The following is a 25,213-nucleotide window of genomic DNA, read 5'->3' on the forward strand; positions in this document are numbered from 1 at the left end:
TGATTTTAGCTTATTTTTTTATGAAAGATTCAATGGTTTTATCAATTTCATTTTCCTGTGAAGTCTCTTCTGAAAATAAATGTTTATAAAGAGGTTTGTTATCTACTTTATTTTCTAGAGAAAGATTGGTATTTCTACCATAAACTTCATCCCATTTATTTCTTATTAATTGCCATTTGTTCTGATTTTTTTTCCACCAGTTTTGTGCAGCTTTACATCTACTATCTGGTACTTTAACGTAGGTGTTATAACCTTTTTCATGAGCAACAACAATATCTTCTTTACCGGTTCTTCTTATAATTTTTCTATTATCTTGATCGTGTAACCAACCGTAACTTGTAATTTCATGGCGATTTCCTCTTTCTGTAACATTATAATCGCTTCTTTTGGTGTATTCTCTTCTTGGTAAAGGGGCATCTGTAGTATTTTCCCAGTAGCTTTTTCCGTCTACATGTACCCAAGTTCCAGAACCTTCGTATCGTGGACTATCATCTACTTGATATACCTTTTGAGTCCATTGTTTCTTAACTTCTGATTTTGGCTTCGTTTGAAACAACCAATTATTATCGCCATTATACATATAAAAGTCAGTGTTTTCGTATAGCCAATCTTGCCTCCAATGCTTAACTATATGTGGATTAGTAGGGTTTCCAACTTGTAATAAGTGTTGAATAGAGATTTTATTATTCTCATCAACTATTAATTCTGCCCATTCTAAACCTTTGTCAGTTTTTGTTTTAGAAGGTTTATAAAGCGAGTCTTTACTGTTGTTAAAAGTTTCAGCAAAATTGAAAGTTACTTCATAGCAACCACACATATCTTTTATGGCTTGTCTATCTTTTTTCTTTTTGCTTTGAGCGTTAACGGTAAGTGTAAATAGTAATATAATACTACTCAATAATATTTTTTTCATTGTGAGTTTTGTTTGAATTTATTTTTCGACAAAAATATAAATTTTATTTAGACTGATTAAAAATAAAAGATATATTTGCAGAAAAATTATTAAGAATGTTTCTAAATAAGATTAGTTTCCTGTTTTTATTTCTCGTAAGTTTTGTTGTTTTCTCTCAAGAAGCGAGCAAGCAAGACAGTCTATTTTATAATAAACTTGAAGAAGTTGTAATAACAGGTCAGTACAATCCTCAATCAATAAAGAAATCAGTATATGATGTAACAGTTATAGATAGAAAACAAATAGAAAAACAAGCTGCTAACAATTTGGCAGATCTGTTAAACTTTAAATTAAACTTAACAGTTGTACCAAATGCTCAGTCAGGGAAATCTACAATTTCATTATTTGGTTTAGATTCTCAATACTTTAATATTCTGATTGATAATATTCCTTTAGTAAGTGATAATGGACTGGGAAATAATATTGATTTAACTCAAGTTAATTTAGATGATGTTGAGCGAATTGAAATCGTTGAAGGAGCTATGGGAGTTGAATACGGAGCAAACTCAGTATCAGGAGTTATTAATATTATAACTAAAAAATCCGTTCGAAGTAAATGGAGTATAAAAACATCGTTACAAGAAGAAACAGTTAGTAATGAATTTGCCTTTTTTGACAAAGGAAGACACATTCAAAGTGTAAATGTAGCGCATAACTTTTCTGATAAATGGTTGGGTAGAATTAGCTTTAATAGAAATAATTTTGCTGGTTTTTATGATAATAGAAAAGGAAGAGATTATTATAAAAACGATAGTTTAAGAGGGTATAGTTGGTTGCCCAAAGAACAAATTAATACAAACGGATTCGTTAACTATAAAAACGAGCGATTTAACTTAAGTTATCGATTTAATTATTTTAACGAGCTTATAAATTATTACAATCCAAGTGTAAGAACAAACATAAATACAGATACACAAACTAGTAATCCATCTGCTACAGATAGAATTTTTAAAACGAATAGGTTTGTAAATAACTTAAATGTGAATGGTAATTTAAAATCAGGAAGTTCATACTCCATATCCGCTTCTTATCAAACACAAGATAGGTATTTAAACGAGTTCAATTACTATATTTTAAGCGGAGACAAAACAAATGAAGTAGATGAAGTTTATCAGTCAAGTGAAGTTTTCTTTTCGAAAGGAACTATTTCAAATTTCATAAAAAGCAATCGCCATAATTTTCAATTAGGATACGAAACACGCTACATAAGTGGTTTTGATACTCAAGCATCAGGTAGTGTTACACAGCAAGATAAAAAGCGAAAGCAAAATAATTATGCATTACATGGTTCTTCTGAAATTAATTTTTCAGATTCTTTTATGATTCGCCCAGGTTTACGATTTGAGTATAACTCTTTATTTCACTCTAAACTTTTAGGTTCACTAAGTCTTCGCTATTTATTTAAAAATGGGTTTGAACTTAGGGGTAATGTAGGAACCTCATATAGAACCCCAAACTTTGAAGAATTATACTACTACTTTGTAGATTCTAACCATGATGTAAGAGGAAATGAAAATTTAAATCCAGAGAATGGATATTCAGTTTCAATGGGTTTAAAGAAAAAAAGTTGGTTTGATAGCTCAAATATATCATTACTAAATAGCGTAAAAATTAACTATATAGATGTTAGTGATAAAATAGATTTAGCAATTATAAACTCTTCACCATTACAATATAAATACATAAATATTGATGCATATAAGCTATGGGGAATTTCATCAACTAATACCATAAAAGCTAACAAATGGTCATTTAATTTAGGGGTAACTGTACAAGGAATATCTAGAATAGCTAATTATGAAGCTAATGCAGAAAATGATTTTTTATACTCATTTCAGCTAAATACAAGTGCTACTTATGAAATAGAAAAGTGGCAAACAGCATTCACAGTCTTATTAAAACATAATGGAAAGCAACAAAATTATGTTGCTTCAGGTACAGATAATGAAGGGAATTCCATTTTCTCAAAATCTACTATAGCTCCCTACAATTGGTTGGATGCTTCTCTTAAAAAATCGTTTTTTAATAACAAGTTAGAAACAACCTTAGGTACTAGAAACTTATTTGATGTTACGAATGTAAATGTAAGTAACGCAAGTACTGGTGGAGCACACTCAACAAATAATAATACCCTTTTGTTGGGTTACGGACGATCATACTATTTAAAACTATTATATAATATCAATTTTTAAAATTAATAACCATGACAAACAAGATTTTATCATTTTCATTATTAGTAGCAACTTTCTTACTCTCAAGTTGTTCTAGTGATAATAATTTACCCTCAGAACCTATAAAAGTAATAATAGAAGGGGCAACTGTAACACCAGAAATAGGTGGACCTAATCAACCTAATCAAGTATATGTAGATTTAAGCACAAACACTACAACAAATGTAAAAAGAGATTCATGGGATTTAGGTTTTTATTCAGGAGATAAGTTTAAAGTTGTTATAAATGGAGCTATTTATATGGCGGCTGCTGAGTTGTCTTCTACTGATATAGATGCTGTTAATTCTTCAATCCAAGAAGTAAAAGATTTACAAACCAAAGTAGCTGTAGGTACTTTTGATGCTTTAAGCTCAACATATATAGATGCACCAAACGGAGATATAAATACTACTGCAATAGCAGAAGTATCAGATAATGATGAAGATAATAAAGTGTACTTAATAAATTTAGGATACGAAATAGGTACAGAAACTCCAGCTGTAGGAGGAGTAGATATTTCTGATGATTCTAGAGGCTGGAAAAAAATTCGAATTTTAAAAGATGGAGATACTTATATTTTACAATATGCAGATTTAGATGCAACTACACATAATGAAGTTGTAATTACCAAAACAGAAGATTATAATTTTACTTTTTTCAGTTTCAATACTGAAAATATTGTAAATGTTGAGCCTAAAAAAACTGAGTGGGATTTAAACTTTACAGTTTTTACGAATGAAATTCCAGGTTATGGAGCCTACGGTTATTCAGATTTTGTGGTAAACAATTTAAAGTCCGGTGTAAAAGTATATATGATTGACACAGAAACAGAAGATTATACATACAACACTTTTTCATTATCAGATGTAAATTTAGAAAGCTTTAAAAACGATCAACGTGGCATTGGTAGTAGCTGGAGAAATGGAGGAGGACCAGGAATGTTACCTTCTCTTAAAGAAACTGTTTTTTATGTATTGGAAGATACTGATGGAAATTTATATAAACTAAAGTTTTTAGCAATGACAAATGAGGCAGGAGAACGAGGTTATCCTGAGTTTGTGTATAGTTTATTAAAATAATTAAGGGTTCTTTATTTATTAAATTTTGTTAATTTTTGTTTTGAAAAGCTATCTGACTGAAAGGTTAGATAGTTTTTCTCATCAAAAAATTAACTTTTCTTCTAAATATTTTGAAGTATATGATTCTTTGTTTTTTGCCAATTCTTCTGGAGTACCTGCAAAGATTAAATTCCCACCTTTTTTACCACCTTCTAAGCCAAGATCTATAATATAATCAGCACATTTAATCAATTCAATGTTGTGTTCAATAACGATAATTGAATGTCCTCTTTCTATCAAAGCGTTAAAAGAAGCTAATAACTTTTTTATGTCGTGAAAATGCAGTCCAGTTGTAGGCTCATCAAAAATGAATAAAGCTTTGTCTTTGGTGTTTCCTTTTACTAGGAAAGAAGCTAGTTTTATACGTTGTGCTTCACCACCCGACAAAGTAGAAGATGATTGTCCTAATTGTACATAGCCTAAACCAACATCCTGTAAAGGTTTGAGCTTTTTAGCTACTTTAGTTTGTTGATGAGCTGAGAAAAAAGCAACGGCATCGTCAATGGTAAGGTTTAAAATATCATCAATATTTTTTCCTTCAAAAGTTACTTCTAGCACTTCTTTTTTAAAGCGTTTTCCGTTACATGTTTCACATTCTAAATGCACATCGGCCATGAATTGCATTTCAATAGTTACTTCTCCTTCTCCTTTACAAACCTCGCAGCGACCACCTTCAACATTAAAAGAAAAATGTTTAGGTTGATAATTTCTTATTTTGGATAATTTTTGATCAGATAAGAGCTTACGAATATCATCATAGGCTTTGATATAGGTCACAGGATTAGAACGAGAGGAGCGACCAATAGGGTTTTGATCGATAAACTCTACATGTTTTAAGGTGTCAAAACTTCCTTTAACCTCCGTGTGTTGTCCTAATTTATCACCATATCCTATTAGCTTTTTTTGCATTGCAGGATATAAAATTTTCTTGACTAAAGTACTCTTACCACTACCCGAAACTCCAGTAATAACGGTTAAATTATTTAGGGGAAAAGCAACATCAATATTTTTGAGGTTATTTTCACGTGCACCAATAATTTCGATAAAATTCTTAGAATTTCTTCTGCTGGTTGGAACTTCAATTTTTAATTCTTCAGATAAATATTTAGCTGTTAACGAATCGGATTGTAGGATTTTATCAAAAGTTCCTTCTGCAACTACATTTCCTCCATAGGTACCTGCTTCAGGGCCAATATCAATAATATAATCGGCTTCTTTCATAATGTCTTCATCATGTTCTACCACAATTACAGTATTTCCTAAATCACGTAAATTTTTTAATACGCCAATTAATCTTTCGGTATCTTTTGGATGTAACCCTATACTAGGTTCATCTAAAATATACATTGATCCTACTAACGAACTACCTAATGATGTAGCTAAGTTAATTCGTTGACTTTCTCCTCCTGATAATGTGTTCGAAGTACGGTTTAAGGTAAGGTAACTCAAACCTACATCGGTTAAAAATTGTAAACGATTGTTGATTTCAGTAAGCAAACGCTTACCTATTTTTTCTTCGTATTTATTTAATTGAATACTATTGAAAAATACAGCTAACTCGTCTAACGGAAGTGTAACTAACTCAGAAATTGTTTTACCGTATACTTGTACATAATTGGCTTCTTTACGTAAACGTTTTCCTTCACATTCCGTACATTTTGTTTTTCCTCGATAGCGAGAAAGCATCACACGATTTTGAATTTTGTAGCTTTTTTCCTCTAGCTTTTTAAATAAGTGGTTAATTCCTTTAAACTTCTTGGTTCCGTTCCAAATAAGACTTTTATGTTCTTCGGAAAGTTCAAACCAAGGTTTGTGGATAGAAATTCCAAATTCTTCAGCATGGAGAATTAAGTCATTTTTATATTTTTTATAGCTATCTGTTTTAAACGGAAAAATAGCATCTTCATATATAGATAACCCAGTATTAGGAATCACTAAATCTTCATCAATGCCAATCACATTTCCATAGCCTTCACAGGTAGGACAAGCTCCATAAGGATTGTTAAAACTGAATAAATGAGTGTTGGGCTCTAAGAAAGAAATCCCATCTAGTTCAAATTTGTTGCTAAATTCAGTAGTATTTCCATCTGATAAATTTTCAATATAACAGATTCCTTTTCCTTCAAAAAACGCAGTTTGAACAGCATCTCCCAAACGATTATAAAAATCTTCTTCGTTTTTAACCACAATCCTGTCAACCACTAAGAATAAAGTATCACCGTTAAAATCTTCCGAAGGAAATTCATCAATTCTATAAACCGTATCCTTATATTTTAAACGCGCATACCCTTGTTGTGTAAGTACTTGTAAAACGGTTTTAATGTCTCTCTGTTCGTTTATTGTAATTGGAGCAAGTAATAAAAGCTTGGTGCGTTCATCAAAAGCTTTTACATGATTGATAACATCTGAAACCGTATGTTTTTTTACTTCTTCACCAGAAATAGGAGAGAAGGTTTTACCAATACGCGCATACAGTAATTTAATGTAATCGTAAATTTCGGTAGAAGTTCCAACTGTAGAACGAGGATTAGTAGAGTTTACTTTTTGTTCAATAGCAATGGCAGGCGCAATTCCTTTTATATAATCAACCTTTGGTTTGTGTAATTTTCCTAAAAATTGACGAGCATACGAACTTAAACTTTCAACATAACGTCGTTGCCCTTCGGCATATAGAGTATCAAAAGCTAAAGAAGACTTTCCAGACCCCGAAAGTCCAGTAATAACTACTAGCTTATTACGAGGGATTACCACATCAATGTTCTTTAAATTATGGAGTTTAGCTCCTTTTATTATGATGTTCTCTTTAGGGTTTACTGTTGAAATGTCAGTCTTCATGTGCTCAAAAAATAAGCGATAAAAATACCAATTTTTAAGTGATTTTAACGTGATTACAATAGTGTTTTTCTCTTTTTTGTGAGTTTTTTTTGCTTTTATTAATAAAAAATTCAATATTTGTAATTCATTATTAATCAATAAATAAAGGCCTATAGCATAATAATTACTTTATAATTTAATATCCCTTAACAAGAAGATAACTAGTAAGTTATTCTTCAAAAAAGTAATTATTATGAAAGACATAATCGACGATAGTGTTTTAGTAAAAAACTACATTAACGGCAATGAACTAGCCATTGAATTATTGATTAAACGACACCAACAGAGATTGTATAGCTTTATTTATAGCAAAATACAAGATCGAGATACTACAGAAGATATTTTTCAAGATACCTTTATCAAGGTAATAAGAACGCTAAAAAAAGGAAATTATAACGAAGAAGGTAAGTTTTTACCTTGGGTTATGCGTATTGCTCATAATTTAATAATAGATTATTTTAGAAAGAACAATCGTATGCCAACGTTTAATAACACAGAGGAGTTTGATATTTTTTCGGTTTTAAGTGATGGAGCGCTAAATGCAGAAAGTAAAATTATTAAAGAGCAAATTTTAAACGACGTAAAAGAGCTAGTTGAAGAATTACCAGAAGAACAAAAAGAGGTTTTAAAGATGCGTATTTATAATGATATGAGTTTTAACGAAATATCAGAAAATACGGGCGTAAGCATTAATACAGCATTAGGAAGAATGCGTTACGCTTTGATTAATTTGAGAAAAATAATTGAAAAAAATAAAATTATTTTAGCAAGTTAAACAATATTTGAAAAAAAGCATCGTTAATTCATTGATTATAAGTTATAAATAAGGGGTTATATGATGCAAATTTACTCAGAAAAGTCTTCGGACTTTACTATGGAACCAAAACAAGAAACAGTTCAATATTTGATTAATTTTTCTAAATCGCTAAAAGTAGTTAAAACGAAATCAAACTATCTCATTGAATTGAATTTGAATTAAGAGTGGAAAAAGCTTCAACTAGGTTGGGGCTTTTTTTAGGCTTATTTTTTATAATAATCGTCTATTACCGACTTTCTACCTACAGTTTTAGTAATAATGTCATTTTCTAATTTCCAGCCGCGAGCAGGAGAGTACTCTCTTCCGTAATAAATAATTTGTAAGTGAAGTTTATTCCACAATTTTTTTGGAAATAAGCGTTTAGCATCCTTTTCAGTTTGTATGACACTTTTTCCGTTTGTCAAATTCCAACGATACATTAATCTATGAATGTGGGTATCTACAGGAAAAGCAGGAATATTGAATGCTTGTGCCATTACAACACTAGCAGTTTTATGTCCTACAGCAGGTAATTCTTCCAAAGCTTCCATATCAATAGGAACTTCACCATTGTGTTTTTCAATCAAAATTTTAGATAAACCATAAATTCCCTTCGATTTCATAGGAGATAAACCAACAGGCTTAATAATATCTCGAATTTCATCAACAGTAAGTTTCACCATGTCATAAGGATTATCAGCCTTATCGAATAATAAAGGGGTGATTGTGTTTACACGAGCATCAGTACTTTGAGCAGACATTAGTACTGCGATTAATAAAGTGTAAGGATCTTTATGATCTAAAGGAATAGGTGTTTCAGGGTATAATTCTTCTAATGTATCTATAACAAATTGAACTTTTTCTGCTTTGGTCATTTTATATAGTTTGAATGACTCAAAGGTACAAAGAAGCTACGTATGTTTATGGAAAATCAAAATCAACTTTGTAACTTTGACATTGTAACTTTGAAACGAAATAATATGACAACATTAAAAGTAGGAGATACCGCACCAAATTTTGAATCGGTAGATGAAAAAGGAAATGCTGTAAAGCTTTCTGATTATGCAGGGAAAAAATTAGTATTATTCTTTTACCCAAAAGCTAGTACACCAGGATGTACAGCAGAGGCTTGTGATTTACGTGATAATTATCAAACATTTTTAGCAAAAGGGTATGATGTGTTAGGGGTAAGTGCTGATTCAGCGAAACGTCAACAAAATTTCATTGACAAAAATGAATTGCCTTTTCCTTTGTTAGCAGATGAAGATAAAGAAGTAATTAATGCATTTGGAGTTTGGGGTCCTAAGAAATTTATGGGAAGAGAGTATGATGGAATTCATCGTACGACCTTTGTAATTGATGAGAAAGGTGTGATTGAAGACGTAATTACAAAAGTAAAAACAAAGGAACACGCTAATCAAATACTAAGTAAATAGTGTAAAAAATATCAAAATAAAAGTCGAGTATTTTACTCGACTTTTATTTTTTCTAAACGAATTTCTTGAGTTGTATTTTTTAGCTCTCGTTGTAATTCTTTACTTGTTTTAGAACTTCCATCATGACTCCAACCAGGTGGCATAAACACATATTTTAAACGAACACGTAAAGGAAGATGTTTTTTTCGATGGAAAAAATCGTTGTAAATTTCTTTCCATTCATGAAAAATAATATTAATAGGTCCTTTGTCTTCTAAAGGTTTTGTAAGACCATACTTTAGTTTTTCATAATTTTCCTCATCTTCCTCAGCTTGGAAAGTACCAAATATCTTATCCCAAATAATTAAAAACATGCCCATGTTTTTGTCAAGGTATTTAATGTTTGAAGCATGATGAACTCTATGATGAGATGGAGTAACAAAAAGAATCCCCCACCATTTAGAAAATTTATTATTAATAAAATTGGTGTGGCATAAAGTTCCGTAGTTTTGAATCATAGCATAAGCAAATATGATATGGAGAGCTTCAATACCAAGAAAAGCTAAAGGAATAAAGAAAATGTATCTGTATAAAGGTTGTAAAACAGACGATCTAAAGCCTGTAGAAATATTGTAGTATTCTGAATTGTGATGGGTTACATGGATTGCCCAAAAAAAACGAGAGCTATGATCAAAATAGTGTTGAAGATAATATAGAAAATCTTGCCCTAAAAAAGCCAAAGTCCAATAAGCCCAGTATTGATTTCCTTCCCAATCAATAATTCTATTCTGATAAAAATAACTAAGAACAAAGAATGAAATTCCTTTCATTAACAAGTCTAAACTAAAATTAATGAGGGCGAAATAAAGGTTGGTTGCTGTGTCTTTAAATTCGTAGTTTTTTACTCTTGCTCGATAACTAAAAAACATTTCAAGAAAGATAACCAAGATAAAAAATGGAGTACTCCAATAATATAGTATATCTTGGTTAAATAAGCTATTAATATTAATTGAGTTAGATAGCAAAAAACAGTTAACTTATATTTTTATAACAGCTAAAACTATAATCTTTTTTCAATCCAGTTTTTGAAACTATAAAAGTTTTGAGGAGCAACTCCATGTCCGACTGGATATTCAGAGTATTCGTTTTCTAAATTAAAGTTTTCTAGTAGAATAGGGGCTTTTCTAGCCCAATCTACAGGAAGTACTTGGTCAACCGTTCCGTGAGAAATATAATAATCAGTGTTAATCATATCATGTATCTCAGAAGGTAATAGTTCCTCATTAATATAACCACTTAAAGCAACTACATGTTGTACCTTATTAGGGTATTTAAAACTTAGCGCATAACTTAAAATGGCTCCTTGGCTAAAACCTAATAAGAAGGTTTTGTCAGGGTTGGTATTATATTTTTCTTTGATTTCGTCAATAAATATAGCAATTTTATCTATTGATTCACTTGCTTGAGCTAAATCAGAGAATTTTCCGTTAATAGCATCGAAGTTAATAGCGTACCAAGCATAACCACCATACCCCATATCATGTGGAGCTCTAGCACTTACTATTAATAAATCTTCAGGTAATTCTTCTGCAAACGAAAACAAATCTTCTTCATTACTTCCGTATCCGTGCAATAAAATTAAAAGAGGTGGATTATCAATCGAGACCTTAGGTTCTCTTACAACGTATTGTAAACTCATGTATTAAATTCCTTTAAATAGGTTTTGAAATTGCTCTCCAACAACTGGTACAAGCTTCTTTTCTCCCTTTAAAACAGCTAAAAGGCTAATTATCCAAAGTACAAATAATAATACTCCTACAGCCCAACCTATTGTATTCCCTAAGTATCTGTATACAATCCATATATTTGCTATGTACAATAAATTTAACCCTAGCATTTGTCTTATATAAAAACTAGCAAAGGCATTTTTTTTGTTCATGTTTAAAACAAAGGCAATAATAAGCCCTATAACTGTAAAGTGGCTAATTATAGCTGCCGTCTTACCTTCGTTTACTGTTAGATTTTCCATGATTTATGAATTTAAAATTAGTTGACTATTATTGTAAATACCATAAACTTTTCCGTCTAGTTTTTTATCTAGAAACACACTGTTTTTAGAGGTGGAAATAATGTTTTTTTCAGAAAAAGTGTATTCTCCATTAGGGTTGAAGATAGATAACGTAGCTTTTTCATTCTCTTTAATAGAAACAAAATCAATTCCAAAACGCTTTCTAGGATTGTCTGATAAACATTTTACAATTGTTTCAATATCTAATATGGTATTTAAAGCGCCAAAAGCACTTTCTAGGCCAATAGTTCCGTCTTTTGCAGTAGAAAATTCTACTTTTTTATGTTCAATATCAATAGGATTATGATCTGAAGTAATTATATCAATAACTCCTTCTTTTAGTCCTTGTATTAAAGCTTTTCTATCATCTTCTGTACGTAGAGGAGGATTTACTTTTTTATTTGCATCAAAACCATGTAATTCATCGTCTGTTAAAAATAAATTATGAACTGCAACGCTACATGTTACATCTAATCCTTTTTCTTTTGCGTCTTTAATCAGTTGAACAGATTTAGCTGTAGAAATTGTAGGTATATGTAGTTTTCCTCCAGTGTATTCTAACAAAAATAAATCACGAGCAATTTGAATTTCTTCTGCAAGTGCAGGAATTCCTTTCAATCCTAAAAGAGTACTATTTTTACCTTCATTAGCAACACCTTCACCTGCAATTAAATTGTTTTTAGGGAAACTTAGTACTAATCCGTCAAAGTTTTGAGCGTAGAGTAATGCTATTTTTAACAAGTTGTCATTGCTAACAGGCTTATTGTAATCTCCAAAAGCAATAGCACCCGATTGTTGCATGTCATACATTTCTGACATTTCAACACCTTTACTTTGCTGTGTTAAAGCTCCAATAGGATGAATGCTAGTTGCAGCTCCGTTTACTTTATTAATTAAAAACTCAACAGCCGATTTATTGTCAACAATAGGATAGGTGTTCGGATTAATTGCTACGTCGGTAAATCCACTTTTAGCAGCTACCTGTACACCATGTTTTAAAGTTTCACGTTCTTCATAACCAGGTTCACCAAAAGACACACTAGTATCAAACCATCCGGTTGAAACATGTAGATTATCGAGTTCTACAACTTGATAGTTTTCTTTTGGTTGGATAACATCATCAATTTTAGTGATAATTCCGTCAGTTATTAAAATATCTTTGGTTTGCTTGTGGTAAGGGCTAGAAGCATCTATAATTGTTGCCGATTTAAGCAGCGTTGTCATGGTTTAAAGAATTTTAAAATCAAAATTTCTAACAGCAAAGATACAATAGCTAGTGCCAAAAACCATTTCCAAAGCCATTGAATTTTATTTTCGTTATTAATATTTTCTAAAGTGTCTTTAACTGAGGTAGAAATTGTAATGTTGTTAATATCAGAAAGTGTTAAAAAGTCTAAAGAGCTTTCACTTTTAGAGTAATTAAAAGCACAACTTTTTATCAGATTATTTTGTTGTTTAATTTGATAAAATCCTGCAATTAAAGGTTGATCATTAGTAGTAATTCGTACTTTGTTTTGAAAAGTTTGTTGTAACGGAATAAAAGAACCTTTATTGGAAGTGATGGTTAAAATTTCGTCTTTTCCTAAATGTTTATCAATATCAATTGTATTTTGTTTATCAATAGTGTAATACAGTTCTGAAAGTTGTAAACTTTGTTTTCCAATGTTATAAAAAACAGGAACAATCAGTGGAGAATTGATAAAATTGCTGTTTTCTTTTTGAAGAGGAGCCGCTACCCAATACAAAGAAGCTTTTGGTAAACGTACTTGTTGAATAAAACCCTGCTTGTTTTCAAAAGAAACAAGATTAGAAACATTTTTAAGTGTTGAATTAAATGATGTTTTTACAAATGGATATTGAAAATTAGTAACTCTTTTCTCAAAAACATTTTTTAGAAGCGGATGGTTGTAATTAATATCCGTAATTTTTAAACTATCATTTTTTTGAGAAAGTAGACTTCCAATATTCAACTTGTTAAATAAGTTATTGTATGAATTAATGGTTGTATTTTGGTTCGGAATAACAATAATATTCCCTCCATTTTCCACATAAGACTCTAAGCTGTTGATAAGTGTTTGGGGAATGTTTTCCAATTCATTTAAAACTACAAGATGTTGCTTTGGGATTACATTGTAATTCACATTTTGCAACGAAGAAGAGGTAAAGTTAAATTCCTCTTTCGTGTAAATTCTACTCAGAAAATCAGCCGATTCTCCTATGCTTAATACATTAATTTTTTCGTTGGTGTTGATAGTAAAGTAAAATGAATTGTCAAAGCTATAAGTGTCTTTAAAATTAAGATCAATTTTTCCTAAAAAGACAGGTGCTTTTACAATAGAAAAGGTGACTTGTGTTGTGTTGTTTTCTTCTATTGAAAAAGTTTGTTTGTTAATGAGTTTATCGGTATTATAAAGAGCAATTGGAATGTCTTTTTTTTGTACTCCTTGGTTTCTAATAGTGATATGAATATTAAAGTTAGAAGAGCCATTATCGTTTACAAAAACACTATCAATAGAAAGATTGCTTTTTTGTTCAGGACTTACTTTAACCAAGGCAGTATTCGTAGGAAGATTGGTAATATCTTCTTTTTGAATATTTTGAAAGTCAGAAATTAAGATGTTTTTAGTATTACTTGAAGTGTTTTCATTAGCTGCCTTTAACAGTACATCTTTTAAATTCGTGTTTTTAGCAGTATTAGTAACTTTTAGTAAAATGTCTTTTAGCTCAGAAGCTGTTTTATTTTTATAAAAGTTATTTTGAGTAGCTAAAGAATAGCTAGCTTTATCAGATAACTTTTCAATGATTTCTTGCGAAGCTACTTGTAGTAAATTTCCTTTTTCACCAATAGCAGAGGTACTTAAAGAGTTATCTAAAAAAATAAAAAAATCTTGTTTTTCATCGGCTTTATGATTGCTTAAGTAAGGTTGGGCAAAAGCAAAAATTAGAGCAGTAAGTAACAGTAAGCGAGTGGCTAAAATCAGCCATTTTTTTATACGAGAACTTTTACGTGTTTGTAACACTAACTTTTGTAAAAAAGCTACATTGGTAAACGGAACTTTTACAAATCGCTGTAGTTGGAACAGATGTACCAAAATAGGAATGAGTAAAAAAGCTAAGAAATATAAAATCTCAGGATGTTTAAACTGCATAATTGTAATTTACTAACTGTAAAAATACCTAAATAGATGGTTAAAAAAAGAATGTAGTTAAAAATCTGTTAGAAGGAGGTTTCTTTTTCGACAAAGAAGTAAAATTTCCTATTTTTGGACTATGACTACAAAAGAGAGTGAGTGTAACATTCCGGAAGAAATTAATTATAAAAAACACTGGAATGCTGCCTATGTAAAAAATCCAACAGAAAAACTAGGCTGGTTCGAAGAAAGTTCGAAAGAAACTATTCAATTATTAAAAGAATCCAAAGTATCTAAAGACGCTAAAATCTTAAATGTAGGCGTTGGTTCATCCATGTTAATTGACGAGCTAGTAGCTGATGGATATTCAGGTTTAATAGCAAATGATTTATCTGAAAAAGCTTTAACCGATATACAAAATCGATTGGGAAAAGATGCATCAAAAGTTAATTTTATAGCTGATGATTTAGTGACTCCAACCAAGTTACATGAGCTTGATGAAGTTGATGTTTGGAATGATAGAGCGGTACTACACTTCTTTTTAAAAACCGAAGAACAGAACGCCTATTTTAATTTATTAAAGAAGCTTGTAAAAGTTGACGGATTCGTAATTATTGCTGTTTTTGCTTTAGACGGAGCAGAAAAATGTTGTGGACTGCAATTACAACGTTACAATACGGAAATGCTACAAGAAAAATTAGGAAACGATTTTGTTTTAGTTAATAGTTTTAATCACACATTTGTAAACCCGTACGGAGGAGAACGTCCGTATGTTTACACATTATTTCAAAGAACGCACAAGTAATGAACGTAACCAATATACCTTATAAAAACACAGGATTCTTTTCTAAAACAATGGAGGATTATTTAAAGGCTGATGAAAATATTCAACCTTTTTATAACCGTTATCCGAGTTTACGAAACTTTGAAAAGCAATTAGAAGAAAAGAAAGCAAATCCTATTTCAAGCACTCAAAGAAAAAGATTGGTTGAAGTATTGAGAAAACAATACAAAGACATTGATTTGTCGTTCGACACGCAAAAAAATATAGAAAGCTTACTAGAAGAGAATACATTTACTATTACAACAGGACATCAGCTGAACTTATTTACAGGGCCGTTATACTTTTTATATAAGATTATATCAACTATAAATATGTGTGAGCATTTGTCAATGCAATTTCCGAATGAGAATTTTGTGCCCATATATTGGATGGCAACTGAAGACCACGATTTTGAAGAAATTAACTTCTTTAATTTTAAAGGGATAAAAGTACAGTGGAACTCTGACCAAACAGGACCAGTAGGGCGTTTTACAACCGAAGGGTTACAAGATGTTTTTGAAGTGTTTGCAGAACATTTAGGAAGTTCAAAAAATGCTGTTCAAATAAAAGAGATATTTGAAAAAGGATACTTGCAACACAAAACATTAGCAGATGCAACTAGATATATAGCCGATAAACTTTTTGGAAAGTATGGTTTGGTAATTTTAGATGCTGATGAAAGAGAATTAAAAAGAGCACTAACACCGTATGTAGAATACGATTTGTTACATGAAACCTCTTATAAAGAAGTATCGAAAACAATTACAGAACTAGAGAAATCATATAAAATACAAGTAAATCCGCGTGAAATAAACTTGTTTTATATAACCGATAGGATTCGCGAACGTATTGTTCTTGAAAACGGAATTTACAAAGTAAATAATACAGATATTTCTTGGACAAAGGATGAAATTCTAGACCATTTACATAGTCAGCCAGAATGCTTTTCACCAAACGTAATTATGCGCCCACTATATCAAGAGGTAATTTTACCGAACCTATGTTACATAGGTGGAGGAGGAGAGTTAGCCTACTGGTTAGAGTTAAAGGCATATTTTGATAAAGTAAATGTTCCGTTTCCTATTTTGTTATTAAGAAACTCAGCTCAAATACTTTCAGAAAAACAATTAGGAAAGTTAGAGAAACTAAACGTTTCAGAAGAAGAGTTGTTTTTAAAACAAGATGATTTACTAGCAAAAAAAGTGTTAGCTAATGGCGATACTAAGGTAGATTTTACCAAGCAAAAGCAGTTTTTACAACAACAGTTTGACGATTTACGTAAGGTAGCTCAAAAAACCGATGTTTCTTTTGTTGGTGCAGTAAATGCACAAGAAAAAAAGCAGATAAAAGGATTAGAAAACCTTGAAAAAAGATGGTTACGAGCAGAAAAAAGACGCCAAAAAGAAATGGTTGAAAGAATCGTAGCTTTGCAAAACGAATTGTTACCTAATCAAAGTTTAGAAGAACGTCAACGTAATTTTTCAGAATTCTATTTAGAATATGGAGCCGACTTTATTAAAGTTCTGAAAGAAAATTTACATCCGTTACAACTAGAGTTTACAGTTATTACACTTTAATGGCAGATAAAAAAGGATTACACAGAAAAAACAAACACAAAAACGGATATAATTTTAAACTCTTAAAAGAAAAGTATCCAAAAATAGAGGAGTTTGTTATTGAAAAATTTGAGAAGGAAACCATCGATTTTTCTGACCCAATAGCAGTAAAAGAGTTTAATAAAGCATTATTAGCTGCTCACTATAATATTAAGCATTGGAATTTTTCTGATGATAATTTATGTCCGCCAATACCTGGAAGAGTAGATTACATCCATCATTTAGCAGATTTGGTAGCAGATGAGGAAAACGTAACGGTGTTAGATATTGGTACAGGAGCAAGTTGTATTTATCCTTTGTTGGGAATTGCAGAATATGACTGGAATTTTGTTGCTACTGATATCGATTTAGATTCTCTAGATTATGCTCAAGACATTATAGATGATAATGGTTTTACTGAAAAGATTGAATTAAGGCAACAGTTTAAAGAAGAGCATATTTTAGAAGGAATCATAGAAGCAGATGATGCGTTTACTGTAACGATGTGTAATCCACCATTCTATAAATCGGCAGAAGAGGCTAGAGGAGCGAACCGAAGAAAATCAAGAAACTTAGGAAATAATGCTGTCCGTAATTTTGCAGGGAACTCTAATGAGCTGTGGTATATAGGTGGAGAGAAAGCTTTTTTACATACCTATTTATATGAGAGTTCTAAATTCCCGAAAGTAAGTAAATGGTTTACGAGTTTGGTTTCTAAAAAAGAAAATATAGAAAGCTTACAAAACTCAGGTAAGAAATTAGGAGTTAAAGAATTTAAAGTAATTCCTATGCACCAAGGAAACAAGGTAACACGCATTGTGTGTTGGAAGTTTGTTTAGAATTAGTTGTAACAAATTAAAGAAATGAAAGAAAGTGAGTTCATAAATTATTGGAAAAAAGAATATCCAGAATCGTTTCCAATCAATCACGAAATGAAATGGATATATCCTCATAGGTGGCTTAGGATTCATAATTTGCCTGATTCAAAACGATATGCTGAATCAGAGGATGAATACAATATTATACTAGATAGACAAAACCAATTGATTAATGATCTGATTGGAGAAGAATCAGAAATAGCAATTTTTTTCGGGCTTTACACTAATGATAAGGCCAATGACAATTACAAAGAACTAACTGATTTTGGGAGATTTATAAAAGTATTGACTATTGACTTATACAAGGAAAGACCAGAAGAATATGAAGATGAAACGTATTTTGATATTTATGTCAAAACCGAAAAATGGAAAAGCAAAAGCAGGGATAAAATTCTCAAGGCAATTGCCGATGATGAAATAAGAGTAATGTTTATAAGTTTTATAAAGAAATGTGTAATAGCACCTTATGACGGTGGAGTTGATATAATTGTTGATTCGACAGAAAAGAGAGACAGATTAAAGGTTAAATATAGTGATTGGCTTTCTCACCAACAAGATGGAATGTAAAATAATAGAAAAGCGAGCTTCAGTAACTAGGTATTATGCATGTGCTGAAGTAAACATAGCATACCTAAGTAAAGTAAGAATGTTGAAGGAAGAAATTAATAAAACGTCATTACGAGTGATAACGAAGTAATCTTTTTGTCGAGAGTGAGATAGCCACGTCGTTATCACTCCTCGCTATGACGTTTTGTAGTTCTTAAATACCTTTTACAAAATCAAGGAAAACTTTTTTATGAAGCTCTAAATCCATATTAGGAGAAAGCGCTACACGAGCAATATAATCTTTATCACCCTCTTTCGTAGTTCCTTGGGTTGAGGTTGCAGGAATCGTCCAGTAACAACCTTTTAACTGTCCGTAGCTTACACAATACTTACTTTCATTTGGTATTTCGGTAATCATTAAATTGATAAGCTTTAAGTTTAAAGCTCTTTTATACGCTTCTTTTTCTTCCGCAGTATTTCCTTTAGTAGGAAGATCTAACGAAAATACCGATGGCGTAAATCCTTGTGCTGCTAGTTCTTCTGAAACAAAATTGATTTTAGCATCAGGTAACACTTCATGTATAAAGTTTACAAACTCACGCGTATTCTTATAAGCATCGCTAATACGTTGCGTCATAGAAGGCATTTGTGCAGCTAATATTTCATATTGAAGCGGTGTAGCCTCGTTATCGCAAATGTGTAAGTGCTTTTCTATTTTTTCTATTAAAGCATTCGTTGTTTTATTTCCAACACAGTATCCAGCAGTACATTTTCCACCACTAGGGAATTTAGATCCACTTGCAAACGAAATAGTTCTAATATTGGCTAACATGTCTGTTTCTCCTAAAAAGTGAACATTCGGACAAAAAGTTTGGTCTAAAATAAAAACAGGATCAATCGCTTTTTCACCAGCAGGAGTAGTACGCTTTTTACTCAAAACATCTCTTAAATCAGTAAGATTTGGTACTTCTACTCTTGGGTTGGTTGGAATTTCAGCAATGATATACGGAACCGCATCTTTTGCTGCAATATTGGTTAACACGGTATCAATACTTTCTACCATATCATTATCTCCATCAACAGGTAAATCAACAATGTCTACGTTGTTTAAACAAGCGGCAACACGTCTTGCTTGGTCGTTTGTACCACCATAACAGTTTGGAGGTACTACAATTTTAATAGCTTTTCCTTTATGGTTTTCAAGAGCATCGTCAATTAATCCCATTAAAATGGCGTATTGTATTGAAAGTCCACTTGATGCTACTAATGCTTTTGTACTGGTATTGGTAATTTCATTGATTAATTTTTCAACCTTCGCTTTGTTTTGTGCTACATCAGTAACCGTAACATCATACGGCTCATCGATAAGGCTTTTTAAAGCTTTTAACGAATTAGCAGGAGTCATGGCAATAGTTTCTCTTCTTCTTACATGTTGAATGTCTGAAATATAAGAATCGTTTTGTGCACCGTTTACAAATAAAAGGCTTCCTAATTCTGGGTGTGTATTGATGTAGAAATCAACGTTTGGTACAATGGTAAAGTTGCAAATAGCTTCTTGTTCAACAATCAATACGGTGCTACCATCAAACTCCGGAATAGCTTCAACACTATCCACCTTTTTTAATTCAAACTGATATCCGTATACATTTTTAATTACTTCTGCATCAAAAAAGCTAGGGATTTCATTGGTGTACACTATTTGTGTGTTTTTATTAGCAAACAAATTCGTCCTTAATACAGCCAACACAGGAACTGTTTGTGACGAAAAACTAATTACATTTTCTGCTTTTGTATTATATAGTTTGGCAATCGTCCATTCTAATATAGATGATAACGGATGCCCTAAACGAATATAATCGTACGCAGTTGGTAACTCGCTTAAAGCTGAAGCAGCAGCATTGTTGTTTTTATACAAATCTTCAAACTGCTCTAAAAACTGGGTTTTAGCTAGCTTTTCTACATAAATATCCAGACGGTGCGTGGTTAGGTTTAACCAATCTGCTGGCATATTTTCTACAACATTTTTTATATACGTATGTAAGTTTTTGTCTTGCATTATAGGTGTCTTTTAATAAGACTGCAAGATACGTTAATTAGATTTTTTTAGAAAGGGAGTAGATGAGAGTTTTATTTAACTGTCGATTGGTGTAACATTGTCTAGTTTTAAAAATAATACGAGTGTTGTATAGTGTTTAGTACTGCCAATTGTACTCAATTTCTCTTTTAATAATACTCTTTACTGTGTTATTTTCGAAAATCTTTTTTTCAACCCAATTATTAAACCTGTCAAATTTATACTCATATTTACTTGTTGAAGTCAACGAATCGTTTTGGTTAAAATGTTTTAAACCGGTTAAAGTTTCACAATCATATTCGTACACAGTTTTACTGTTTAGTTTTTGGTTGTTATACACTTTTGTTTCAATACTTTTAATTAATTCTTTTTTGTCAAAATAACTTGTTGAAATAGAGTTTATAATAGTGTCCGATGTGTTTAAACGAATTAGGAGAAGTGAGGTTGTAGTTTTCTCTTTTGTATTGTTGCTTCTATAATAGTATTTCTCAATTTGTTCGAATCTTTCATTTCTATTATCTAAACGGCTTATTGTTTGGTCTAAAAGGTTGTTATTGTATATGTAATTAACTTCAAGAGGTAAACTGTCAATAGACATTGTAACAATCTCTTTTTCCAATTTTCCTAAACGATTGTAGATATAATTGGTCTCCATTTTTTGCCCGTCAGATGGAGTGTGTCGTGTTTGAGCTAATATTTTATTACTCTTGTTAAATCTTTTATTGGTGATGACAATAGTGTCAAGATTCTTATTGTTTGAGTCTTTGCTAGCTACATTAATTGCATACTCGGTTATTTTATAAGCGCTTCTGGTAAGTCCGTTTTGAAGTAATTTAGGCTTGTTACAACAACTGACCAAGAAGATTGAAAAAAATAATATGAATTTGTTCATGTGGTTTTAATTATCCCCAGAGGTTTAAGGTACCTGTTGTTTTAATAAATTTAAATCGTCCGATAGCGAAATTATTGTTTTAAAAGTTGGGAAACAAACTAAACTTTAAGTAGTCTCCTCCGTATTCAGTTTATCTATTTCATAACTCATGTATTCCTTATACAGTTTTGCGATAGACTTGGTTTCCCCAAGTATAGTAAGTACATCATCTTTTAGAAAAACAGTTGAACCGTTAGGGGTAAACGTTTTGTCGTTTCTTTCAACCAAAGCCACTAAAACATCTTTTGGTAACTGAATTTCCTTTAGCTGTTTTCCTATCATGGTGTCTTGCGGAGTTCCTTCAAGTAGTTTGATGCTTACAAATCGCTCGTTTTGTAGTAAAAACTCTTTAATTTCTCTGTGGCTATTCATTTTAAGCAAGGTTTTTACGATGTGCTCTCGTTCTAAAATATCAAGAAGTCTCGATAGCATACGTAGTTGCTGTTTTGGATTTTCATCAGAATTAATTAGAAAAGCACAGATTTGTATGGGCTTTTTAAACTCATAATCTTCAGACGGAAATGCGCCTTTAATTGGGTTTTTAGAAATAACAATTTTCATGGAAGGATGCGTAACACTCTTAAACTTGGCATGAAAAACTAAAATACCAGGTAATGCTATCACAGATTCATCGGGTATAGATTGGAAAAATTTGTGTAGTACTCCTTCTTTGTTGAGGTCTAACTCCCTACAAAAGTAATCGGAAGCGATATTTAAGACCTTGTCAAAGTTAGTAGTATCCTTAATTATTTTTATTTTCGACTTAATTACGGTTTCATCAAAAGGATCCCCTTCACGAAGTCCTTTTTCTTTTAAAATAGTCATTAATTCATTTTCCAACTCGTCGTACTGATGCCTCCCTAAAAGCGCAAACCAATGAAAAATAGCACCTTCTCGTTTTACTTTTCCTTTAGAATAGAAGTGATACCAAAGTAAGCCAATAACAATAATACCAGAGGTAAAAAGTATGGGCATCCATCCTAAATAAATAATAAGAATGAATGAAATAACAATTCCAATAACCTGCATAAAAGGATATAATGGAGATAAATAGCCAGGGTCGTACGATTCTATTTTACTTTTTCTAAAAACGATAACAGAGAAGTTAATAAAGATAAAAATTAACAGTTGGAAGGTACTTGCAAGCTTTACAATACCTTCTTCTGATAGTACTAGAATGAATACTATAATTAATGCTGTGGTTAAAAATATAGCGACTACTGGACTTCCTTTTTTACCAATTTTGGCTAGAATAGCAGGAAACAGTTTATCACGTCCCATGGCAAACGGATATCGTGATGCAGATAATAGTCCTGCATTTCCTGTTGAGGCAAAAGCGGCAAGTGCTGCTACCGACATTAATAAAACTCCTACATTATTGGGTAACCATTTAAAAAGTTGTTCTGCGGCTGTAGCTGCTGGTGCTAGTTCGTTAGCAAAGGCAGTAGGCTCAATAAGTGTAACCATAATAAAAACACCCAAACCATAAATTAATCCTGTAACGACTAATGAAAGTATCATACCCAAAGGAATGTTTCTTTCAGGGTTTTTAATTTCTTCTGCAACGCTTACTATTTGAGTGAGCCCTAAATAGGAAACAAAAACAAAACCTATAGTGGTAAACATTCCTCCAAATCCGTTTGAAAAGAAGGGGGTAAATTGTTTGTTGATGGATTCGTTGGTAATAGTATCTGAGGTAAAGATGGAGAAAAGACCATCTGCAATAAAACCAACTAAAATGACTAATAGGAATATGACAAACACTTTTTGAAAGGCGGAGGTTTTTTTAGCACCTACTAAGTTTAACGCCATAAAAAAGAGAGTAGCCACAATGGCAACTATTTTGGTGGGAACTTCCCAAAATATAGCGGCATAAGCACCAATACCAATAATAGCAAAGGCTGTTTTAAGCATTAAAGCAAAATAGGTGCCCAGTCCGCCAATGGTTCCCATGAGTGGTCCTAAACTTCTGTCTAAAAAAAAGTATGCTCCACCTGATCGTGGTAAGGCTGTTGATATTTCAGCAATACTAAACATGGTGGGCAGTATTAATACACCTGCAAGTAAGTAGGCTAAAAATACAGAAGGCCCTGTGTAATGTGAGGCGATTCCTGGTAGTAAAAAGAAACCAGAACTAAACATAGCTCCAGTACTTATGGCAAAAACATCAAATAATCCTAAGTCTTTTTTTAGTTTGTTCCTCATGACTTTTGCGTTTAAGGCTTATTATTAAGTGGTTAGACCATGAGAAGATATGAAAAAAATTACACTTTTTAAGCGTGATGCAACTAAAAGGATGCTTATAGTATTCTGTTTTACAGTAGAGTAAAAGTGTTTAATAAGGGGTTTTACGCAATCTTCGTCCCATTTTTAACTGCACGTTCTGCAGTTAATAGAGTTACTTCTTTATCATCGCCTAAACCTCCTAATACCAAGCATTCGCTCATCATGTTGGCAATTTGTTTTTTCGGAAAGTTTACCACAGCAACCACTTGTTTCCCTATCAAATCTTCAGGTTGGTATAGTTTAGTAATCTGAGCTGAGGTTTTTTTAATTCCGTAGTCTCCAAAATCTACTTGCATTTTATAGGCAGGATTTTTAACCTCTTTAAAAATCTCCGCAGAAATAATCGTACCAATACGCATTTCTACTTTTGCAAAATCGTTCCAAGTTAAATTGTTATTGTCTTCCATAGTTTAGTTATTTTCTAGCAATCTTTTTGCAGCAGTAAATGGAGTGGTTTTCCCGTTTTCCAATTTAGTAACTTCCTGCTGTAAGCGTTCTTTAATTTTTGGATTATTGTAAAAGTTATTTTTCAATTGTTGATTGATGGTTTCTAGCAACCAATAATTATTTTGTTCATTTCTTTTCTGTTGAAAGTAGCCAGATTTTTTTACTAAGTTCATGTACTCATCAATCATGGTATAAATAGCATCCACTCCTTGATGATGAAGTGCACTCGCCAATAAAACTTTGGGTTGCCATCCACTTTCTTTTGGCGGATATAAATGCAAGGCTCTGTTAAATTCTACTTTAGCAATTTTTGCATTTTTCTCGTTTCCGCTATCCGCTTTGTTAATCACAATAGCATCTGCCATTTCAATAATTCCACGTTTAATACCTTGTAATTCGTCACCAGCTCCAGCCAATTTTAGTAATAAAAAGAAATCGGTCATAGAGTGTACCGCAGTTTCTGATTGCCCAACCCCTACGGTTTCAATAATAATGGTATCAAAACCAGCAGCTTCACATAAAATAATACTTTCACGTGTTTTTTGCGCAACACCGCCTAAGGAGGTTCCAGAAGGAGAAGGGCGGATAAAGGCATTTTCATCAGTAACCAACTCTTCCATACGAGTTTTATCACCTAAAATACTTCCTTTATGTACCGAACTACTTGGGTCTACCGCTAACACCGCTACTTTTTTGCCTAACGAAGTTAAATGCTTGCCAAAAGATTCAATAAACGTACTTTTTCCTACACCAGGAACACCCGTGATACCAATTCTTACCGATTTATTGGCATGCGGTAGGCAAGCTTCTAAAATTTCATTCGCTTGTTCTTGGTGCTTTGGGTTGGTGCTTTCTACCAAAGTAATAGCTCTACTTAAAAAAGGAATATTTCCTGTTATTATTTGCGTTACAAATTCTTCAGTAGAGGTAGTTTTTCTTCTGCTTCGTTTTATTTTTTCTGCAGACGATTTACTGGTGGTTTCTGGTTGAGAAACCCCATCTTTTTCAGAGAGTGCAGATTTGTTTTTGTCGGTCATTGTATAGCTAAAACGGAATAAAAACGTAAATT

The 25,213-nt window shown here is 31.8% G+C and carries 22 protein-coding genes; 9 read left to right on the forward strand and 13 right to left on the reverse strand.

The window, feature by feature from the left end; genetic code table 11:
• Positions 1-10 precede the first annotated feature (10 nt).
• The gene (locus N534_RS0102140; RefSeq protein WP_028890897.1) at positions 11-913 is read right to left on the reverse strand and encodes a DUF6607 family protein; all 903 of its coding nucleotides are present in this window, start codon (positions 911-913) and stop codon (positions 11-13) included.
• Positions 914-1,008: 95 nt separating this feature from the next.
• Here N534_RS0102140 and N534_RS0102145 point away from each other — a divergent pair, with 95 nt between their 5' ends.
• Together N534_RS0102145 and N534_RS0102150 are read left to right on the forward strand one after the other, a co-directional pair.
• Positions 1,009-3,144 (forward strand): TonB-dependent siderophore receptor, encoded by a 2,136-nt coding sequence (locus N534_RS0102145; RefSeq protein ID WP_028890898.1) that lies wholly within the window; start codon positions 1,009-1,011, stop codon positions 3,142-3,144.
• Positions 3,145-3,155: 11 nt separating this feature from the next.
• Positions 3,156-4,241 carry an HmuY family protein gene (locus N534_RS0102150; protein WP_028890899.1) on the forward strand — a complete coding sequence of 362 codons (1,086 nt, stop codon included), beginning with the start codon at positions 3,156-3,158 and terminating at the stop codon, positions 4,239-4,241.
• A gap of 81 nt (positions 4,242-4,322) precedes the next feature.
• On the opposite strand, the gene uvrA is transcribed toward N534_RS0102150, so the two are convergent.
• Entirely contained in the window at positions 4,323-7,115 is a 2,793-nt protein-coding gene (uvrA, locus tag N534_RS0102155; RefSeq protein WP_028890900.1) for an excinuclease ABC subunit UvrA, read from the reverse strand.
• Between the two features lie 232 nt (positions 7,116-7,347).
• Between uvrA and N534_RS0102160 the strand changes: the two genes are divergently transcribed.
• Positions 7,348-7,929: an RNA polymerase sigma factor gene (locus N534_RS0102160; protein ID WP_028890901.1), complete on the forward strand. Its 582-nt coding sequence runs from the start codon at positions 7,348-7,350 to the stop codon at positions 7,927-7,929.
• Positions 7,930-8,174: 245 nt separating this feature from the next.
• On the opposite strand, the gene nth is transcribed toward N534_RS0102160, so the two are convergent.
• Positions 8,175-8,825: an endonuclease III gene (gene nth / locus N534_RS0102165; protein WP_028890902.1), complete on the reverse strand. Its 651-nt coding sequence runs from the start codon at positions 8,823-8,825 to the stop codon at positions 8,175-8,177.
• A gap of 105 nt (positions 8,826-8,930) precedes the next feature.
• Between nth and bcp the strand changes: the two genes are divergently transcribed.
• The gene (gene bcp / locus N534_RS0102170; protein WP_028890903.1) at positions 8,931-9,386 is read left to right on the forward strand and encodes a thioredoxin-dependent thiol peroxidase; all 456 of its coding nucleotides are present in this window, start codon (positions 8,931-8,933) and stop codon (positions 9,384-9,386) included.
• A 32-nt stretch (positions 9,387-9,418) separates the two neighbouring features.
• On the opposite strand, the gene N534_RS0102175 is transcribed toward bcp, so the two are convergent.
• From N534_RS0102175 to N534_RS0102195, 5 genes are all read right to left on the reverse strand, one after another.
• Positions 9,419-10,195, reverse strand: a complete 777-nt coding sequence (locus tag N534_RS0102175; protein WP_231517294.1) for a sterol desaturase family protein — start codon at positions 10,193-10,195, stop codon at positions 9,419-9,421.
• A 230-nt stretch (positions 10,196-10,425) separates the two neighbouring features.
• Positions 10,426-11,064 carry an alpha/beta hydrolase gene (locus N534_RS0102180; protein ID WP_028890905.1) on the reverse strand — a complete coding sequence of 213 codons (639 nt, stop codon included), beginning with the start codon at positions 11,062-11,064 and terminating at the stop codon, positions 10,426-10,428.
• A 3-nt stretch (positions 11,065-11,067) separates the two neighbouring features.
• A complete protein-coding gene (locus N534_RS0102185) occupies positions 11,068-11,394 on the reverse strand; it encodes a hypothetical protein (protein ID WP_028890906.1) in 327 nt (108 codons plus the stop codon).
• Positions 11,395-11,397: 3 nt separating this feature from the next.
• Positions 11,398-12,657, reverse strand: coding sequence for a dihydroorotase family protein (locus N534_RS0102190; protein WP_028890907.1), 1,260 nt, complete (start codon positions 12,655-12,657; stop codon positions 11,398-11,400).
• The gene (locus N534_RS0102195) at positions 12,654-14,582 is read right to left on the reverse strand and encodes a BatA domain-containing protein (RefSeq protein ID WP_028890908.1); all 1,929 of its coding nucleotides are present in this window, start codon (positions 14,580-14,582) and stop codon (positions 12,654-12,656) included. Before N534_RS0102195 ends, N534_RS0102190 begins: the two co-directional genes overlap by 4 nt.
• A 121-nt stretch (positions 14,583-14,703) precedes the next feature.
• Between N534_RS0102195 and N534_RS0102200 the strand changes: the two genes are divergently transcribed.
• From N534_RS0102200 to N534_RS15270, 5 genes are read left to right on the forward strand one after another with little or no spacing between them, the layout of a single operon-like run.
• The gene (locus N534_RS0102200) at positions 14,704-15,369 is read left to right on the forward strand and encodes a class I SAM-dependent methyltransferase (RefSeq protein WP_051435818.1); all 666 of its coding nucleotides are present in this window, start codon (positions 14,704-14,706) and stop codon (positions 15,367-15,369) included.
• Positions 15,369-16,964: a bacillithiol biosynthesis cysteine-adding enzyme BshC gene (gene bshC / locus N534_RS0102205; protein WP_028890910.1), complete on the forward strand. Its 1,596-nt coding sequence runs from the start codon at positions 15,369-15,371 to the stop codon at positions 16,962-16,964. The genes N534_RS0102200 and bshC overlap by 1 nt, the downstream gene beginning before the upstream one ends.
• Positions 16,964-17,821, forward strand: coding sequence for a 23S rRNA (adenine(1618)-N(6))-methyltransferase RlmF (gene rlmF, locus N534_RS0102210; RefSeq protein WP_028890911.1), 858 nt, complete (start codon positions 16,964-16,966; stop codon positions 17,819-17,821). The genes bshC and rlmF overlap by 1 nt, the downstream gene beginning before the upstream one ends.
• 24 nt (positions 17,822-17,845) lie before the next feature.
• Entirely contained in the window at positions 17,846-18,427 is a 582-nt protein-coding gene (locus N534_RS0102215) for a hypothetical protein (RefSeq protein ID WP_051435819.1), read from the forward strand.
• Positions 18,417-18,557, forward strand: a complete 141-nt coding sequence (locus tag N534_RS15270) for a hypothetical protein (protein WP_156025531.1) — start codon at positions 18,417-18,419, stop codon at positions 18,555-18,557. The genes N534_RS0102215 and N534_RS15270 overlap by 11 nt, the downstream gene beginning before the upstream one ends.
• 63 nt (positions 18,558-18,620) lie before the next feature.
• Here N534_RS15270 and N534_RS0102220 read toward each other — a convergent pair whose 3' ends face one another.
• The 5 genes from N534_RS0102220 to meaB form a co-directional block, all read right to left on the reverse strand.
• On the reverse strand, positions 18,621-20,462 hold the full coding sequence (locus N534_RS0102220) for a PLP-dependent transferase (protein WP_028890913.1): 1,842 nt from the start codon (positions 20,460-20,462) through the stop codon (positions 18,621-18,623).
• 136 nt (positions 20,463-20,598) lie between these two features.
• The gene (locus N534_RS0102225) at positions 20,599-21,372 is read right to left on the reverse strand and encodes a hypothetical protein (protein WP_099213837.1); all 774 of its coding nucleotides are present in this window, start codon (positions 21,370-21,372) and stop codon (positions 20,599-20,601) included.
• Between the two features lie 105 nt (positions 21,373-21,477).
• Positions 21,478-23,616, reverse strand: coding sequence for an amino acid permease (locus N534_RS0102230; protein ID WP_028890915.1), 2,139 nt, complete (start codon positions 23,614-23,616; stop codon positions 21,478-21,480).
• A gap of 143 nt (positions 23,617-23,759) precedes the next feature.
• The gene (locus tag N534_RS0102235) at positions 23,760-24,104 is read right to left on the reverse strand and encodes a tRNA-binding protein (RefSeq protein WP_028890916.1); all 345 of its coding nucleotides are present in this window, start codon (positions 24,102-24,104) and stop codon (positions 23,760-23,762) included.
• A gap of 3 nt (positions 24,105-24,107) precedes the next feature.
• A complete protein-coding gene (gene meaB / locus N534_RS0102240) occupies positions 24,108-25,181 on the reverse strand; it encodes a methylmalonyl Co-A mutase-associated GTPase MeaB (protein ID WP_028890917.1) in 1,074 nt (357 codons plus the stop codon).
• Positions 25,182-25,213: the final 32 nt, after the last annotated feature.

This window comes from Tenacibaculum sp. 47A_GOM-205m, assembly GCF_000518405.1.
Classification (GTDB): Bacteria; Bacteroidota; Bacteroidia; order Flavobacteriales; family Flavobacteriaceae; genus Polaribacter; species Polaribacter lutimaris.